The organism is Azospirillum endophyticum (genome assembly GCF_016595245.1).
In the GTDB taxonomy this organism is placed as follows: Bacteria; Pseudomonadota; Alphaproteobacteria; order Azospirillales; family Azospirillaceae; genus Azospirillum; species Azospirillum endophyticum.
The window spans coordinates 465,126-481,432 of sequence record NZ_JAENHM010000073.1 but is presented as its reverse complement, the minus strand read 5'-3'; the positions used below and the strand labels follow the sequence as shown (position 1 = coordinate 481,432).

At 70.9% G+C, this 16,307-nt stretch carries 9 protein-coding genes; 5 read left to right on the top strand and 4 right to left on the bottom strand.

Annotated elements, in window-relative coordinates:
• Positions 1-3: 3 nt before the first annotated feature.
• Positions 4-1,086, bottom strand: a complete 1,083-nt coding sequence (locus tag JHL17_RS29165) for a patatin-like phospholipase family protein (RefSeq protein ID WP_211113581.1) — start codon at positions 1,084-1,086, stop codon at positions 4-6.
• A gap of 362 nt (positions 1,087-1,448) precedes the next feature.
• Between JHL17_RS29165 and JHL17_RS29160 the strand changes: the two genes are divergently transcribed.
• From JHL17_RS29160 to JHL17_RS29145, 4 genes are all read left to right on the top strand, one after another.
• Positions 1,449-2,258, top strand: coding sequence for a TrmH family RNA methyltransferase (locus tag JHL17_RS29160; protein WP_247893880.1), 810 nt, complete (start codon positions 1,449-1,451; stop codon positions 2,256-2,258).
• Positions 2,255-4,456 (top strand): helicase-related protein, encoded by a 2,202-nt coding sequence (locus JHL17_RS29155; RefSeq protein ID WP_200198130.1) that lies wholly within the window; start codon positions 2,255-2,257, stop codon positions 4,454-4,456. Before JHL17_RS29160 ends, JHL17_RS29155 begins: the two co-directional genes overlap by 4 nt.
• A 225-nt stretch (positions 4,457-4,681) precedes the next feature.
• Positions 4,682-5,971 carry an Nramp family divalent metal transporter gene (locus tag JHL17_RS29150; protein WP_200198129.1) on the top strand — a complete coding sequence of 430 codons (1,290 nt, stop codon included), beginning with the start codon at positions 4,682-4,684 and terminating at the stop codon, positions 5,969-5,971.
• 80 nt (positions 5,972-6,051) lie between these two features.
• The gene (locus tag JHL17_RS29145; RefSeq protein WP_200198128.1) at positions 6,052-6,264 is read left to right on the top strand and encodes a SlyX family protein; all 213 of its coding nucleotides are present in this window, start codon (positions 6,052-6,054) and stop codon (positions 6,262-6,264) included.
• Positions 6,265-6,310: 46 nt separating this feature from the next.
• Here JHL17_RS29145 and JHL17_RS29140 read toward each other — a convergent pair whose 3' ends face one another.
• Positions 6,311-7,846, bottom strand: a complete 1,536-nt coding sequence (locus JHL17_RS29140; protein ID WP_200198127.1) for a multicopper oxidase family protein — start codon at positions 7,844-7,846, stop codon at positions 6,311-6,313.
• A gap of 703 nt (positions 7,847-8,549) precedes the next feature.
• On the opposite strand from JHL17_RS29140, the gene JHL17_RS29135 reads away from it, so the two are divergent.
• Complete coding sequence (locus JHL17_RS29135) at positions 8,550-8,759, top strand: hypothetical protein (RefSeq protein ID WP_200198126.1); 210 nt, start codon at positions 8,550-8,552, stop codon at positions 8,757-8,759.
• Between the two features lie 5 nt (positions 8,760-8,764).
• On the opposite strand, the gene pbpC is transcribed toward JHL17_RS29135, so the two are convergent.
• On the bottom strand, positions 8,765-10,798 hold the full coding sequence (gene pbpC, locus JHL17_RS29130; RefSeq protein ID WP_200198125.1) for a penicillin-binding protein 1C: 2,034 nt from the start codon (positions 10,796-10,798) through the stop codon (positions 8,765-8,767).
• A gap of 276 nt (positions 10,799-11,074) precedes the next feature.
• Positions 11,075-16,288 (bottom strand): alpha-2-macroglobulin family protein, encoded by a 5,214-nt coding sequence (locus JHL17_RS29125; RefSeq protein WP_200198124.1) that lies wholly within the window; start codon positions 16,286-16,288, stop codon positions 11,075-11,077.
• Positions 16,289-16,307: the final 19 nt, after the last annotated feature.

The following is a 16,307-nucleotide window of genomic DNA, read 5'->3' as shown; positions in this document are numbered from 1 at the left end:
GACTCACGCCAGCGCCGGCGACCGCGCCGAACTCTCTCTGCCGACGGCCCGCAGATTCTCCTCCACCCAGCACCCCGCCGCCTCGCGCCCGGCATCGCGCAGCCAGTTCAGGAAGCTCCAGTCGGTCATCAGCTTGGAATATAGCCCCAGATCCTGCAGATGCTCGTCCGCGCCGATCAGGTGCAGGCGGGGGGCGTCGGCGCGGGCGGACAGGCACCGCATCTCCTGCAACAGGGCGGCGTTGAAGGTGATCTGGTTCAGCCGGGCGGCGATGCCGGCCGGGTCCTCCGGCGTGGTGGCGCAGGTCAACGGGTTGATCGCCACCACCATCAGGTCGGCGCCGGGACAGGCCGATGCCAGCGGAGACAGCGGCGGATTGGCGAGATAGCCGCCGTCCCAATAGTCCTGCCCGTCGATCCGCACCGCGCGGAACAGGTTCGGCAGACAGGCCGATGCGAGCAGATGGTCGACCCCGACCTCCGTCTCGTCGAACAGCCTCAAGGCGCCGCTCCGCACATTGGTGGCGCTGACGAACAGCCGCAACCCGCTCCGCCGGATCAGTTCCGGCTCCACCAATTCACCCAGAAGTCCGCGCAGCGGATGGAAATCCGCCGACTGCGTCCGATAGGGGCTGATCCAGCGCCGCGCCCAGTCCACCAGATGGCTCCCCGGCGCATGATCGACGTTCCAGCGGCCGAGCAGCCGGTCGGTCGGGCTCGGCCGGATCGGGCCCAGCCGCCCGGCGGCGCTGACCCGCTCCCAGAAATTGGCAAGCTCCGCCCTCGCCCCGGCGCATCCGCCCCTCGCCCAGCCCTGCACCAGCATGGTGGCGTTCATCGCCCCGGCACTGGCCCCGCTGACCCCGACCAGACGGATATCCTCCTCCAGCAACCGGTCGAGCACCCCCCAGGTGAAGGCGCCATGCGCCCCGCCGCCCTGCAACGCCAGCGCCAAGGTCGGTTTGGGCGGCGGCAGGGCCGGTATCGCCCCTGGCCCTGACAACTCCAGCGGTTCCGCCGGCAGAGCGCGCGGCGCAGGCTTTGCCCGTCCACGCATGCGGTTCCACAGCGTTCGGATCATGGTCATGGCCGGCACGTCTCCAACAAGATTTGCTGCATTGCAACATGAGCGGAGGCTTGTGCATCGGCAAGGGGGTATGTCCATGGAGGCATGGCAACGACATTGGAAATGCCGCGTGCACATACACAAAATTCGCCCACGCCCCCGACGCCGGGGCTATAGCATGTGGCGATGATCGCCCTCTCCCGCCCCGGGAGAGGGAGGGGACCCACGAAGTGGGGAGGGTGAGGGGTTGCCCAAGCCTCAAGAACCGCATGGTTCCTTGGATCATCCCTCACCCTTCCCAAGCTCCGCTTGGGCCCCTTCCCTCTCCCGGGACGGGAGAGGGAGCTTTACACGATCACCCTTCTCCAGACGCCGAGCGCCCCTTGCCCACCATCCTTGCGATCACCGACCCCGAAGACCCGCGCATCGAATCCTACCGCGACGTGCGGGAGCGCGATCTGGTCGGCCGCGACGGGCTGTTCATCGCCGAGGGCGCGGTCGTGGTGCGCAGCCTCGTCCAATCGACCCGCTACCGCGCCCGCTCGCTGCTGATCGCCGACAAGCGGGTGACGGCGCTGGAGCCGATGCTGGCGGCATTGTCGGCGGACACCCCCGTCTATACCGCCACCCAGACCGTGCTGGACCGCATCGCCGGCTTCCCCCTGCACCGCGGCATCCTGGCCGTGGGGGAAAAGGCAGCCGTGCCGACCGCGGCCGACCTGCTGGGCGCCTGCGGCCCGGTCGCCCGCGTGGTGATGCTGTTCGGCATCGGCAACCACGACAACATGGGCGGCATCTTCCGCAACGCCGCCGCCTTCGGTGCCGATGCGGTGATCCTCGATCCCGGCTGCTGCGATCCGCTCTACCGCAAAGCGATCCGCGTCTCGGTGGGGGCGACGCTGCTGGTGCCGACGGCGAGGCTCGCTCCGGACGATGATCCGCTCGCCCTGCTCGACCGCTTCGAGTTCGAGGCGGTGGCGCTCAGCCCAGCCGGTGCCGAGACGCTGGCCGCCCTTGACCCGCCGCGACGCGCTGCCCTGCTGTTCGGGTCGGAGGGACCCGGCCTGCCCCCGCCCTTTCTGGCGCGCGCCCGCAGCGTCCGCATCCCGATGGCCGGCGACTTCGATTCCCTCAACGTGGCGACCACCAGCGGCATCGTGCTGCACCACATCGCTTCCGGACAGGCCGCATGACCGACGATTCCGATACCCCGGCCGCCGACCCGCATCTGGTCCACGACCTCGCCGTCGCCCATCCCGAGGTGACGACGCTGGGTGCGGCCGGCGTGCTGCGGATGCCCGACGCCGAGGCGCGCGGGCTGGTGCCGCTCGGCCTGCCGCTGCCGAAGGGCAAGCGCGACCTGTTGGTGCCGGCGGAACGGCGCGAGGCCATCCTGCTGGAGATCGCCGGCCGGATCGACCGCGCCCAACGCCGCGACGCTCTGCTGGCCCAGGGCCGGCGCACGCTGGCCGGCAGCCACACCGCCCTGCTGTCCTGCGAGGACCGCACCCGCGTCCGTGCCGTGCGGAGCGACGAGTTGCCCTGGCCCGGCCTGTCACCGGCGATCCGGCTGCAGGTGTCGCGGACCTTCGACGCGCTGGAACTGTCGGACCTCTCCGATGCCGAGCTGTCGGCCCGGCTGGACCATGATCCGGCACTGCACGCCGCGCTGGACGATGCCCTGTCCGGTGTCGCCGCCCGGCTGCGCGATCTGGCCGAGCGGGCCGGCGACGATCCCGACTGGGGATTCGCCAACCTTGCCGAGCGGCTGGGCAAGACCGCCCGCAACCGGTCGGAAGCCGACGAGTTGATCGACCGTTGGGAGCGCGATTACGACCAGTGGCGGCGCGACCGGGCCGAGGCGCGCGGCCGGATTTATGTCGACCGCCATTTCGACTTCTCTCGCTTCGAGCGACTGTTCCCGGTGGCGCGCGGCATGAATCGCCGGCTGGTCCTGGTGATCGGCCCGACCAACTCCGGCAAGACCCACCGCGCCATCACCGCGTTGCGCGAGGCGCGCGACGGCGTCTATCTCGCCCCGCTGCGCCTGTTGGCGCTGGAGGTGATGGAGCGGCTGAACGCGGAGGGCACCCCCACCACCCTGATCACGGGGGAGGAGGAAATCCGTACCCCCGGCGCCCGCCACACCGCGTCCACCATCGAGGTGATGGATCCCGACCGTCCGGTCGAGGTGGCGGTGATCGACGAGATTCAGATGCTGGCCGATCCGTCGCGCGGCTGGGCCTGGACCGCCGCGCTGATGGGTGTGCCGGCGGAGACCGTCTACATCCTCGGCGCTCCGGAGGTCCGTCCGCTGGTCGAACGCGCCGCGGCCCATCTCGGTGAGGCGCTGGAGGTGGTGGAGCTCGACCGCAAAACGCCGCTGTCGATGCTCGACCGCCGGCTGGACTGGGCGGAGGTGGAGCGCGGCGACGCCCTGATCGCCTTCTCCCGTCGGGAGGTGCACAGCGTCCGCGACACGCTGCTGGCCCAAGGACTATCGGTCGCCGCCATCTACGGCGCGCTGGCCCCGGCGGTGCGGCGGCGCGAGGCGGCGCGCTTCCTGTCCGGCGACGCCGACGTGGTGGTGGCGACCGACGCCATCGGCATGGGGCTGAACCTGCCCTGCCGCCGCGTGCTGTTCACCGCGCTGGAGAAATTCGACGGCAGCGCCGTGCGCCCGCTGACCGCGACCGAGGTGAAGCAGATCGCCGGCCGTGCCGGCCGCTTCGGCCAGTTCGAGGAGGGGCATTTCGGCGTCATCGCCCGCGGCACTCCCGCCGCGCTGAAGCGCCTGCTGGAGGCGCCGGACCGCCGCCTGCACGCCGACGCCCCCCTGCCCGTCCGCCCGACCCGCGCCATGCTGGCCCGTCTTGCCAACCACATCGACAGCGACGAGACCCGGCTGCTGGTGGAGTGTTTCGGCAGCGCCGCCACGGCGGGTTCTCCCTTCCGGCTGGCCGACCTGTCGGCACTGCGCCGCGCCGCGCCGATGCTGGACGCCCGCCGGCTCGCCCTGTCGGCCAGGCTCGACCTGCTGCTCGCCCCCGCCGACCTGGAGGATGCGGAGGATGCCAAGGTCTTCGCTGCCATCCTCGACGCGATGGAGGCGGGGGAGGTTCTGCCGCTCGGCCGGCTGATTCCGGCGCGGTTCGACGGGCTGGCCGCCGATGTGCTGGAAGCGGCGTCGCGGGCCTGCGACCTCTATTTCTGGGCTTCGCGCAAATTCCCCGAGGCGTTGCCCGACCGCGACCGCGTGCGCAGCGCCCGCGACGCCATCGGCCAGCGGCTGTCGGAAGCCCTGGCCTCCCGCGCCCGCCGCCGGGAGCCGCCGCCCGCAGCCGGCTTCCGCGGCGCCCCACGCAAACGCTTCGGCCCACGCCGCCGCTGAGCGTCGCAGATGGTTCCGTGCAAAATTCGTTCGCATGGCACTGCTGCACTGCGAACGAAGGGACCATCCCGCTGTTCTGAATTGGACCTGCCATGGCGGAGCCGCCATATCGATAGCCAATACCTATCGAGACGTTAAAAATCGTCGATTGGACGCTATCGTAACGCTCTGCCATCGTTGCATCAGCGGCCAAGCCCCTGGCCGCCCCGTTCAGGAGCAACCGGCGTGAAGACCGCATCCCCCACCATCGCCGCCACGATGTCCAGCCGTGCCCCCGCCACCGGGCGCCGGTTCTGGACGATGCTCGGCCCCGGCTTCGTGGTGGCGGTCGGCTACATGGACCCAGGCAACTGGGCGACGGACATCGCGGCGGGCTCCAGCTTCGGCTTCGCCCTGCTGTCGGCGGTGCTGATCGCCAGCTTGGCCGGCATCTTCCTGCAGGGGCTGATCGTCCGGTTGACGCTGGCGACCGGCACCGATCTGGCCCGGCTGATCCGCCAGCGCTTCCCACGGCCGGTGGCGATGCTGGTGTGGGCGGTGTCGGAACTGGCGATGATCGCCACCGATCTGGCCGAGCTGCTGGGCAGCGCCATCGCGCTGAAGCTGCTGTTCGGCATTCCGATCATGGCCGGCGTCGTGGCCTCCGCCGTGCTGACCTTCGGCATCCTGGCCCTGCCCGGCGCCCGCGGCCGGGCACCGGAACTGGTGGTCGGCGCGCTGATGAGCGTGGTGGTGGTCTGCTTCGCCTGGGAGCTGGCGATCGCCCGTCCCGACCCAGCCGCCCTGCTGGCCGGACTGGTGCCGAGCATCGAATTGGCCCGCGATCCGGAGATGCTGTACCTGTCGCTGGGCATCATCGGCGCCACCGTCATGCCGCACAATTTGTTCCTGCACTCCGGTCTGGTGCAGGCACGGCTGGCCGAAGTGAAGACCGAGGAGGAGCGGCGGCAGGCCGCCCGCTGGCTGACCATCGACCTATCGACGGCGCTGGCGTTGGCCGGCCTGGTGAACGGCGCCATCCTGGCGGTCGCCGCCGTGGCCTTCCAGGGTGTGACCACCGGCGGTTCCCCCGGCATCGAGGATGCGCATGCCTTGCTGGGCAGCAGTATCGGCGGCGTCGCCGCCCTGGTCTTCGCCATCGCCCTGCTGGCCGCCGGCCAAAGCTCGACCACCACCGGCACCATGGCCGGCCAGATGGTGACGGAGGGTTTCCTGAACCTGCGGCTGCGTCCGGTCACCCGTGCGCTGATCACCCGCGGCGCCTCGCTGATCCCAGCGCTGGCGGTGCTGGGCAGTGCCGGCGACGGCGCGGTAGACGGGCTGCTGGTGCTGAGCCAGGTGGTGCTGGCCCTGACCCTGCCCTTCATCCTGATCCCGATGCTGTTGCTGCTGCGCAACGACAAGGTGATGGGCGGGCTGGCGATGGCGCCGATGACCCTGCGGCTGGCGAGCCTGACCGTCCTGGTGCTGACCGGCCTGTCCGGCTGGCTGGCCGGTACCACGGCGATGGCGTGAGCGGAAAGGCTCCTCGACCCGGAGCGGGGAATGGTCCATTTTGCGGCCCGCTCCCCATTCTCCAGCCTACCGGTGCCGTCATGGATTCTGCTCTCGAACAGCGTCTGGCCGATCTCGAAAGCCGCCTCGCCCACCATGAGCGGATGGCGGAGGAGATGTCGGAGGTCATCTTCGCCCAGGGCCAGACCATCGACCGCCTGACCGCCCAGATGAAGCGCATGCGCGACCGGGTCGAGGCGGCGGAATACGCGATCGCCTCGCCGCAGGACGACCGGCCGCCGCCGCATTACTGAGGGGGAGAGATCGAGGTGGGGGCGTCGAAGCCCCCACCCCCGTCGCTCAGACGAACCCCTCATACACCACTTCGGTCATCATCCCGGTCGCCATGTGCAGCAGGTTGTGGCAGTGCAGCGGCCAGCGGCCGGGATTGTCGGCATCGAAGGCGACGGTGACGCTGCCCATCATCGGCACCAGGACGGTGTCACGCACCGCCCCCGCCACCGGATGTCCATCGACAGCCACCACCTGGAAATGATGGCCGTGCAGGTGCATGGGATGCGCCATCATCGAGGCGTTCTCGAAGGTCAGCTCGACCCGCTGGCCCTGCCGGACCAGCAGCGGCCGGTGCGCGCCGAAGGTCAGCCCGTCCAGGCTCCAGACATAGGGCGACATCGAGCCGGTCAGCCGCATCCGCCGCGACAGATCGGCCACCCGCGTCGGCAATGGCGCGATGGCAACCAATTGCCGTTCCAGCGACAGGTCCAGCGCGTCGGTCGCGGCCTGTCCCACCGCCGCGACCTTCTCCACCGCCGCCCCGGGCGTGGCGAGGATGAGGCCGGTGCGCTGCACCGCGCCCTCGCGCAGGGCGAGGATCGGGAAGGCGCCGCCCTCGGCCGGCAGGGTCAGGCGGATGTCGAGCCGCTGGCCCATGCTGATGCCGAAGCGGCTCCCCGCCACCGGATGGACCGGATTGCCGTCGGCCGCGACCACCTGCCCGGTCAGGCGCCCGAGATCGAGATGGAAAGCGGTGGTGGTGGCGCCGTTGATGACGCGCAGACGCACCCGCCCACCCCGCTCCACCCGCAGCACCTCCGGATCGGCGAGCGTGCGGTCGTTGGCGAGATAGGCGTCGTAGTCGACGTCGTTCAAATCCATCGTCATGCCGCCGGCCATGCCGGCCATGTCGTGGCCGCTCCCCTGTGCCATCGAGCCGTGATTCATTGAACCGTGATTCATCGAGCCATGGTCCATGGCACCCTGCGCCGGCGCGGCGCCATGCCCGCCATGCCCCATCCCGCCGGACGCGCCGCCGAGCGAAGCCAGGATCTCGGCCGGATCGCGGAAGGTGAAGTCGTGCAGCAGGAGGGTGACCTCCTGCTCGTCGGCGCGCTGGTCGTCCTCGCTGCGGACCACCAGCGGGGCCGCCATCAACTGCTGCTCCTGCAGGCCGTGGTGGGAATGCATCCAGTGGGTGCCGGTGCGCGGCGCAAAGTCGTAACGGACGGATTCGCCGTCGCGGATCGCCGGCCGGTTCCTGTCGGCGACGCCGTCCTGCACATAGGGCGGCGTCTGGCCGTGCCAATGGATGACGGTCTCCTCCCCCGCCCGGTTGGCGAGGTCGACCAGGAAGCGGCGGCCAGGGTCGAGGGCCAGCCCAGGCGTGCCGTCGGGCTGGCGGATGCCGAACACGCTGGCCGCCTTGCCGTTCACCTCCAGGGTGCGGCGGTCGACGGTCAGGCGAAGCGCTTCGCCGACAACGGGAGAGGCGGCCGGAGCGGCAGCCAGGACGGAACGGGGAATGGCTGGCAACAGGGCGGCACAGCCGCCGGCGACCGCCGTCGACAGCAGACGGCGGCGGGAAAGCGCGAGAGTCATGACGGACTCCGGATGATCGGGAGGAAGCTCGGACGGAATCGGCACCGCACGGGATCGTGCGGCGCGTTCAGGGGCGCACCCGGCGGTGCGCCGGACTTATCCCAGTCGCGGCGGCGGCAAATCGGGCCGCAGCCCCAACCCCTCGTGCAACGGCCCGGCAGGCCAGCCCAATCGCAGCCTCGACGACCCGAGGGGCGACGACATCCCCGCAGTCGGCAGCCCGACAGGCATGGCGGCACAAGCCATCCCGGCACAACAGGGCTGCACCCCATGATGCGATCGGCCCGGCATCTGCCGGCCATGATCCATCTTGTCGGTTGCCCTCTTAACCGCCGTCGCCGCGTGCGACGAATGCGACGAATGCGTCGGAGCGGAGACGGTGGCGGCCGATGACTCCGACATGCCATGCGGGCATGCGGCGACGGCGGCACCCGACCACAGCAGCAGGCCGAGCATCACGAGGACCATAGCCCCCGCAACTCCGGTCAACCTCCGCATCCAGTCGGCGACGCGCATCGGCACCGCACCGCTCCCGCTCGTTTTCAGCCTTTCCAGATAGGCCTTCGGTTGGAAGCGGTCAACGCTCCCCGGCCGCCGGACAGGGCATCTACCCATTCAGTCCTAGGCGTTTTCCCGAACATGGAACTGCAACACACCACCCCTATATTGGCGGTCACCAAAAACCAACAGACCCCCATCCGAGATGTCCTCCTCCGCCCGTCCGGCCACCATCCCGCACACCGCGACCCGCCAGCTGCATTGCGCCTGCTGCGGCCGCCCCTTCGTCCGTCCGTCCACGCGGGGGCCGGCACCGCTCTATTGCTCGGCGGATTGCCAGAAGCAGATGCGGGTCCGCACGCGGGTGTGGAGCCGGCGCGACGACACCCCCTTCGGCCTGCCCCGCGCATCCTAGCGGCTTCAGCGAATCTCGACGGTCGCGCTGTCGCTGCGGCCGTCGGCGTCCACCACCGTGACCCGCACCACGCCCGGCCCGTCCGGCCGCCATACCACCTCGCGGGCGATGGGCGACTGGGCGATGCGGCGCCCGTCGATCAGCCAGGACAGCGGACGGCGCCCGCCGGCCGCCGTGAGGGTCATCGCCTCCCCCTTTCCGTCCGGCCCCAGCGCCTCCAGCACCATGTCGCTGACCGGGAAGGTCAGGTGCAGGCGGTCGGTCCGCCGCGATCCGGCCAACTCCACCTCGCCCGGACGCAAATGGCGGAGCAGCTCCGGCGGCGCCTCGTTGCGCACCGGCCCGGCGGGACGGCCGCGCTCGGCCGGCAGCCGGTCGAACACTTCGAACAGCAGCGGCGCGGCGGTGTTGCGGCCGTAATGGTCGGGGCTCGGCGTGCCATCCGGCCGGCCGACCCACACGCCGACTGTATAGCGCCCGGTGACGCCGAAGGCCCAGGCGTCGCGGAAGCCGTAGCTGGTGCCGGTCTTCAGCGCCACCGGCCCGCTGCCGCGGAGTTCCTGGGCCTGCACCACCCCCGGCGGCGGCGGTGAGCCTTCCAGGATCGCCCGCACCTGCTGCGCCGCGGTGGCCGACAGCAGCCGCTGCTCCGTCCCGTCCCGCTGGTCGGGCATGCTGCGCAGCGGCGCCACCAGCCCGTCGCGCGCCAGCCCGCTGTAGAGCGCCGTCATGTCCCACAGGTTGATCGAGGCGCCGCCCAGCGCCACCGGCAGCCCCGGCAGCGCGGTGCCACCCGGCAGCACCAGCCGGACGCCGGCCTTGCGCAACGCCTCGGCGAAACGCAGCGGTCCGACCCGGTCGAGCACCAGCACCGCCGGCACGTTGAGCGAGCGCTGCAAGGCCTCCATCACCGTCAGGTCGCCGGTGAAGCTGCGGTCGAAGTTGCGCGGCGCCCAGTCGCCGAAGCGGGTCGAGACGTCGGCGATCTGCGTCAGCGGATGGATGATGCCGTCGTCGAAGCCCAGCCCATAGATGAAGGGCTTCAGCGCCGACCCCGGCGAACGCACCGCCCGCACCATGTCGATGGGACCCTGCCGCGTCTCGTCCAAGACGTTGGGACTGCCGAGATAGGCCAGGACCGAGCGGTCGCGGTTGTCGACCACCAGAACCGCCAGCCCGGCCTGCGGGTTCAGCGTTTCCGCCGCCCGGCGGCCCAATGCCTCGACCGCCTGCTGCAGGGTGCCGTCGATTGTGGTGGCGATCACGGGCCGGCCGGGATTGGCGAGGCGCAGCCGGTCGGCCAGATGCGGGGCCGAAGCCGGCAAGGGCAGCCGGGCCGAGGGCACCGGCAGGGTCTTCGCCTCCGCCACCGCCTTGGGCGACAGCGCCCCCCCCTCCGCCACCCGGTCCAGCACCTTGTCGCGCGCCGCCCGCGCCCGCTCCGGATAGCGGTCCGGCCGCAGCCGGGAGGGCGATTGCGGCAGCGAGACCAGCAGCGCCGCCTCCGCCGCGTCCAATTCCACCGGCGCCTTGCCCAGCAGCATCTGCGAAGCCGCGCGGATCCCCTCGATGTTGCCGCCATAGGGGGCGAGCGTCAGATACATGCCGAGGATGTCGCGCTTGTCGTAGCGCCATTCCAGCTGCGCCGCCCGCGCCGCCTCGATCAGCTTGGCGCCGAAGGTGCGCGGGCGCGGCTCCAGCAGGCGGGCGACCTGCATGGTGATGGTGGAGGCGCCGGAGACCACCCGGCCCGCCCCCAGATTCTGCGCCGCCGCGCGCAGGACGGCCAGCGGATCGATGCCGGCGTGGCTTTCGAACCGCCGGTCCTCATAGGCCAGCAGCAGCTCGACGAACAGCGGCGACACGTCGTCGACCGTCGCCGGCAGCCGCCATGCCCCCGCCTCGTTGGTGAAGACGCGCAGCGGCTGGCCCTTGCGGTCGGTGACGGTCACCGACAGGTCGGCCAGCCGGTCGAGCGGCGGCGGGAACAGGCGGTCGAGCACCAATGCCGTTCCCGCCAGGGTGACGAGAGCCGCCACCGCGATGCCTGCCCGCCGAAGCCAGACTTGCCTCTTGGAATTGCGCGTGCGTGGATGCCCCTCTCCCCTTGTGGGGCGGGATCGGCCAAACGCCAACGGCGTTTTGCCGACCCGCGGGTTGGGGTGAGGGGTCGCAAATTTGAATTTCCACCGGCCGTGCGGCCGGCCGCCCCCCTCATCCCACCCCTTCTCCCGCAAGGGGAGAAGGGCTTCCGAGTTGGTACGTTTCCGCTCGGACCTCAACCGCAACAGCCGTGCCCAAACCCACGCCAATCGTCACTCCGCCGGATGGACCGTGATCCGCCCGGTGGTCTGGCGGGCGAAGAAGCGCGGCTTGTACATGTCCTCCACCGTCGCGCCCGGCAGTTCATAGGTGCCGGGGGTGATGGCGCGGACGACGAAGGCCAGCTTGAAGGTCTGCTGGTCCTCGGTCAGATCCACCGCGGCGACATAGCGGTCGTCGCGCGCCTCGGTCGTGCGGGTGTAGCTGAGATCGCCCAGCCACTGCATCTCCTCCGGCGTGCCGCCGCCCAGCTTGGCGTTCTCGATCTCCCAGCCGGCGGGCAGCGCATGGGTGACCATGCCCTGGTGGAACAGCTTGGTGTTGGCCTCGCCCTCCAGCACGACGACGAAGACGTCGTTCTGCTTGACGGTGTCGAGATTCAGCACCTCGCCCTTGCGGGTGAAGAAGTTGCGCTTGATGCGCAGCCCCTCGCGCGCCGCCGGCTGCGGCGCGATCGGCACGCCGGACAGCGACACCGCCTGCCACACCGCCGCCCTGCCCGCGTTGGCGACCGGGATGCCGGCCTTCAACTGGGCCAGCGTCGGGGTCAGGTCGACCCGCGCGCCATCCTTCCTGGCACCGCCCAGCGTCACCTCCACCTTGGCCGGCGCGCCGCGCAGCAGCGCGTCGGCGGCCAGCACCGACCACGCCTTCTCCTGCGTGTTGGTGCGGTTGGCGGCGGTGGCCGAGGCCGGCAGGCGGTCGATCAGCGCCGGGATGCGGGTGCCGGCCATGTTGACCTCGGTCATCAGCGCCACCAGCGCCGCGGCGTCGCGGACGGTGGAGCCGTAATCGAGATGCCATTCCTCGCGCGCCAGATGGCCGACGGCGCTGTCGAAGGCGCTGGCCGCCCGCTCCTGGTCGCCCATCCGGGCCAGAGCCGCGCCGAGCTGCCCCTTGGCGAGCGGCGTCGGCAGCTTCTCCAGCGCGGTGTCGTGCAGGTAGCGCGCCGGCCCCGGCAGAGACACCCCGGCCAGCGCCAGCGTGTGCAGGGCATAGGCGCGCACCGCCAGATCTCCCGGCTCCGACGCGCTGGCGATGGCGCGCTGGCGCAGCCAGGCGAGCGCATCGGTCAGCGGTTTGTCCGGCACCGCCTCGCCCTTCTGCTTGGCGCGGACCAGGAACTCGGTGGCATAGGCGCTCAGCCAGCCATCGGCCTCGTCATGGGCGCCCCACAGGCCGAAGGCACCGTCGAAGCGCTGCTTGTCCAGCGTGCGGGAGATCGCCTGCTGGACCCGCGCCTGCAGGCCGTCGTCCGGCTTGCGGTCCTTGCCCAGCGCCAGCTCGACGTCGCTCACCACCAGCAGCGGCAGGGCACGGCTGACGGTCTGCTCCAGGCAGCCGAACGGGTAGCGGTCGAGCGCCCGCAGGATGCCGCCGACGTCGAAGGGCGGCGCGGTGGTGAAGCTGGCCGACCAGCTGGTGGTTCCCGGCAGATAGGTCGCAAGGTCGGCGCCGTCGAAGCGGACGCTCTCGCCGGGTGCGATCTGGCGCGTGACGAACTGGGTCTCGACCGAGCGCGCCGGGCGGACGGTGATGCCGTAGTCGTGGTTCAGCGCCAGGTTCTCCGGCCCCTTGACCGCGACGGTGACGTGTCCGATGCCGGCGGCGACGCCCTTCAGCGGCACCACCAGCGTCTTGCGCTCGCCCTTCGCCAGCGGAACCGAGAGGTTGCCGCCCTCCACCGACACCGCATCCTGGGCGGTGACCGCGACCTCGTAGGTGCCGGCCGCCGCCTCGACATTGTGCAGCGACAGGGTCACCCGGCTGTCGTCGCCGGGGGCGAGGAAGCGCGGGAAGATGGCGTCGGCCACCATCGGATCGCGCACCGTCACCGGTCCGGCGGCGGAGCCGACCCGGCCGCGGCTGTAGGCCACCGCCATCAGGCGGAGCTCGCCATTGAAGTCCGGCACGTCGAAGCCGATGCGGGCGGTGCCGTCGGCCCCCACCTTCACCGGCCCGTGGAACAGCGAGACCACGGTGAAAGGCACCACCGGCAGGCCGGCCCCGCTGGAGTCGCCGCCCTGGCGCATGGCGCCATAGGGCCCCTCCAGCGGATCGATCAGCCGGCCGTAATCGTCACGGATGTCCAGACCCAGCCGGCGCTTGCCGAAATAATATTTCTCCGGTTGCGGGCTGGCGAAGTCGGTCAGGCGCAGGATGCCCTCGTCGACCGCGGCCAGCGTGACATAGGTGTCCTGCATCGACCCGCCGTCGGCTGCGGCCACCTTGACCCCGACCTCCAGCCGGCTGCGCGGGCGGATCACCTGCGGCGCCTCCAGCGCGACGGTCATCGTGCGCACAGACGGATCGACGCCGACCCAGGCCACGCCCATGGCGCGCACCGGCTGCCGTTCCCGTCCCTTGACCGGCGGACGGTAGGCGGTGGCGGTGACATAGGCGCCCGGACCCCAGGCGGCATCCACCGGGATCTCCACCGTCGTCCCGCCGGCCGGCACCGAAATGGTGCGGACGTCGAAGATGCGGTCGGTCGCCACCGTCACCAGCAGCTCGCCGGCGAAGGGCGGAGCGACGCGGATGCGCGCGGTCTCGCCGGGCTTGTAGGATTGCCTGTCGGTGGAGACCTCCAGCTTGTCCGGAATGTCGGCGGTCTCGTCGCCGCTCGCCCAGCCCGAATAGAAGCGGTAGGAGCTGGCGACGCCGGCCGCCTTGTCCGTGACCTCCAGCCGGTAGCGGCCGAAGTCGCGCTTGCCCAGCGCCACCAGCGCCGGCTTGTCGGCGCCGACATCGACGGTGCCGGATGCCAGCGGCACGTCGCGCACCGTGGCGTTGTAGCTGTAGCGCCCGTCGCGGCGGTACCAGACGAAGGAGACGCGCTCCTCCACCAGGTCCCACTTGATGCCGGGCTTGGCGATGGCGCTGCCGTCCGGCGCCACGGCGACGAGGTCGAAGGACGCCTCTCCGCCATCCCCGACGCGCCCGTCGGAGAAGCGCGGGCGCAGGCCCAGCGCATGGGTCTTCGGCCGCACCGGGACCGACACCGACTTGCTGACCGGACGCCCGCCCGGCTCGGACAGGGTGACGCGGATATCGGCGCGCAGCGGCTTGCTGGTGTCGGGCAGCTCCGGCAGAGTCACGGCGACGTGCGACACGCCCTGCTCGTCGGTGGTCGGGAATTCCAGCGGATCGAGCCGCTCGGTCACGCTGTCCTGCACCCGGCCGAAGCGATAGTCCTTGAAGGCCGGATAGGGCATCGGGTCGGGCTTCAGCGCCACCTCGGCGGTGCCGTCCAGCCCGGCGGCCGGCGGGCCGTAAAGGAAGCGGCCCTGCGCCGTCACCTCGAAGGGCTGGCCCGGCACCAGGATCGGCGCGCTGGCGGTGACGTCGAGCGCCAGCTTGACCGGCACGAAATCCTCGACCTGGAAGGAGCCGCGGCCGATCGGCTCGCCCTTCGGGTCGCTGTAGACCTGCACCTCCCAGCCGCCGAGCGGCGCCGTGCGGGTCAGGGTCAGCGGCAGGAAGAAGCCGCCGGCCTCCTGGCCTTTGAGGGCACCGCTGTAATATTCGGTGCCGCTCGGACGCAGCACCTTGACCGTCAGCGGGAAGTTGTCGACCGCCTCGGTCTTGTCGTCGCGCAGCAGGATCGACAGGTTCACCGTCTCGCCCTGGCGGTAGACCCCGCGGTCGGAATAGACGAAGGCGTCCATCGGGCCCGGCGCCGGGCGCCCGCCGACTCCGCGGTCGCTGAGGTCGAAGGCGGCGCCGGTCAGGTCCTGCATAGCGAAATCGGTGCCGAGATAGGCCATCACCATCTCGGGCGCGTTGCCGCCGGTCTTCAGCAGGCCGGGTGCGAAGCGGGCGCGGCCGAACTCGTCGGTCTTGGCCCGGGCCAGTTCGGAGTTGTTGCGGGCGACCAGCGCCACGTCGACCCCCGGCATCGGCTTGGCCGTGCCGAAGGAGCGGGCGAAGACGGTCAGCCCGTCGGCGCCGCGGAAACTGGTCAGGCCGATGTCGGACAGCAGGACCCACTGGGTCGCCAGGGCATCCCAGCGGTCGGATTCCTCCAGGTCGTGCGGACGGGCGGTGACGACATAGAGGCCGGCCTTGGGATCGTCGCCGACGGCCTGACGGAACGGGATCGCCGCGGTGGTGTCGCGGTTGCGCTCCCCCTTCACGTCCAGCGAGCCGGTCCACACCAGCTCGCCGTTTTCCTGGGCCAGCCGGTCGGCGGAATAGCTGGTCAGCTCGTTGAAGATGTTGCCTTCATACTTGTTGGACACCAGCGCCCGGTCGGCGATGCGGTAGACGGACACGTCGAGCCGGTCGGTGTTGACGCTGACCACCGGGATGCCGTCGGCGCCCTTGCGCGGCAAGATGTACGCGGAGCCGCGGAAGGCGGCCATCGAGGGCCGGTCGGGCACGCGCACGCGCTGGGTCTCGTCGGCCTTCAGCGCGATGCCGTCCTCGCCGGGCAGCCCCTGGCGCAGGGTGACGGTGTAGCCGGTGCCGTGGCTGACGCCGCGCAGGCACAGGCTGTTCTCCCGCGCCTCGATGGCGATCTTGGTCGGCGGCTCCACCCGGACATAGTCGTCGAAGCGCACGCCCTGCTTGCCGCTCAGCCGGTCGGAGAACTGGAAGCAGACGTTGGGGCTGCTGCCCTCCGCATTGACGGCGACGTTGGTCAGCGCCAGCCCGGCCTTGCGGCGCATGGCGACGATGCGCTCCTCCAGCTTGGGCGCCTGGGCGTCCACCGTCGCCGCCTCCATCCGCGGAGCGATGTCGCGAATCGACTTCAGCGCCTTCACCGCCTCGTCCGGCTTGCCGAACGCCTCGTCCATCAGGGTGGCGATGCGCCAGAGGATGGCGACGCGCTCCTCGTCCTTCGGATTGAACTGCCCGGCCATCACGGCGCTCTGCAGCGCGCGGTCCTTGTTGGGCGGGGTGGCGGCCTGCCAAGCGGCGCTCAGCTCCAGCCAGACCGACGGCGAGCCGCCGCCCTGGGTGATGGTCTTCTCATAGGCCTGGATGGCGCCGGCCATGTCCTTGCGGTCGCGGGCGGCGCGCGCCTGCTTCAGCAGGTCGGCGATCACCTGCGGCTTGGGCTGCGGCGGCGATTTCAGCAGCAGGCCGTTGGCGTAGGCGCTCGCATCGGCAAGCGCTCCCGGCGGCGTATAGTCGGCCCGTACCGGACCGGCCGCGACAGCCATCACCATCAGGACCCAAAAGAGCGTCAGCAGCCGTACCATTTTATCGCCTTACAACCGT

Coding starts and splice junctions, on each gene's coding strand:
- JHL17_RS29140 (WP_200198127.1), bottom strand. CDS start 7,846: ATGACTCTCGCGCTTTCCCGCCGCCGTCTGCTGTCGACGGCGGTCGCC.
- JHL17_RS29125 (WP_200198124.1), bottom strand. CDS start 16,288: ATGGTACGGCTGCTGACGCTCTTTTGGGTCCTGATGGTGATGGCTGTC.
- JHL17_RS29155 (WP_200198130.1), top strand. CDS start 2,255: ATGACCGACGATTCCGATACCCCGGCCGCCGACCCGCATCTGGTCCAC.
- JHL17_RS29165 (WP_211113581.1), bottom strand. CDS start 1,086: ATGACCATGATCCGAACGCTGTGGAACCGCATGCGTGGACGGGCAAAG.
- JHL17_RS29135 (WP_200198126.1), top strand. CDS start 8,550: ATGTCCTCCTCCGCCCGTCCGGCCACCATCCCGCACACCGCGACCCGC.
- JHL17_RS29145 (WP_200198128.1), top strand. CDS start 6,052: ATGGATTCTGCTCTCGAACAGCGTCTGGCCGATCTCGAAAGCCGCCTC.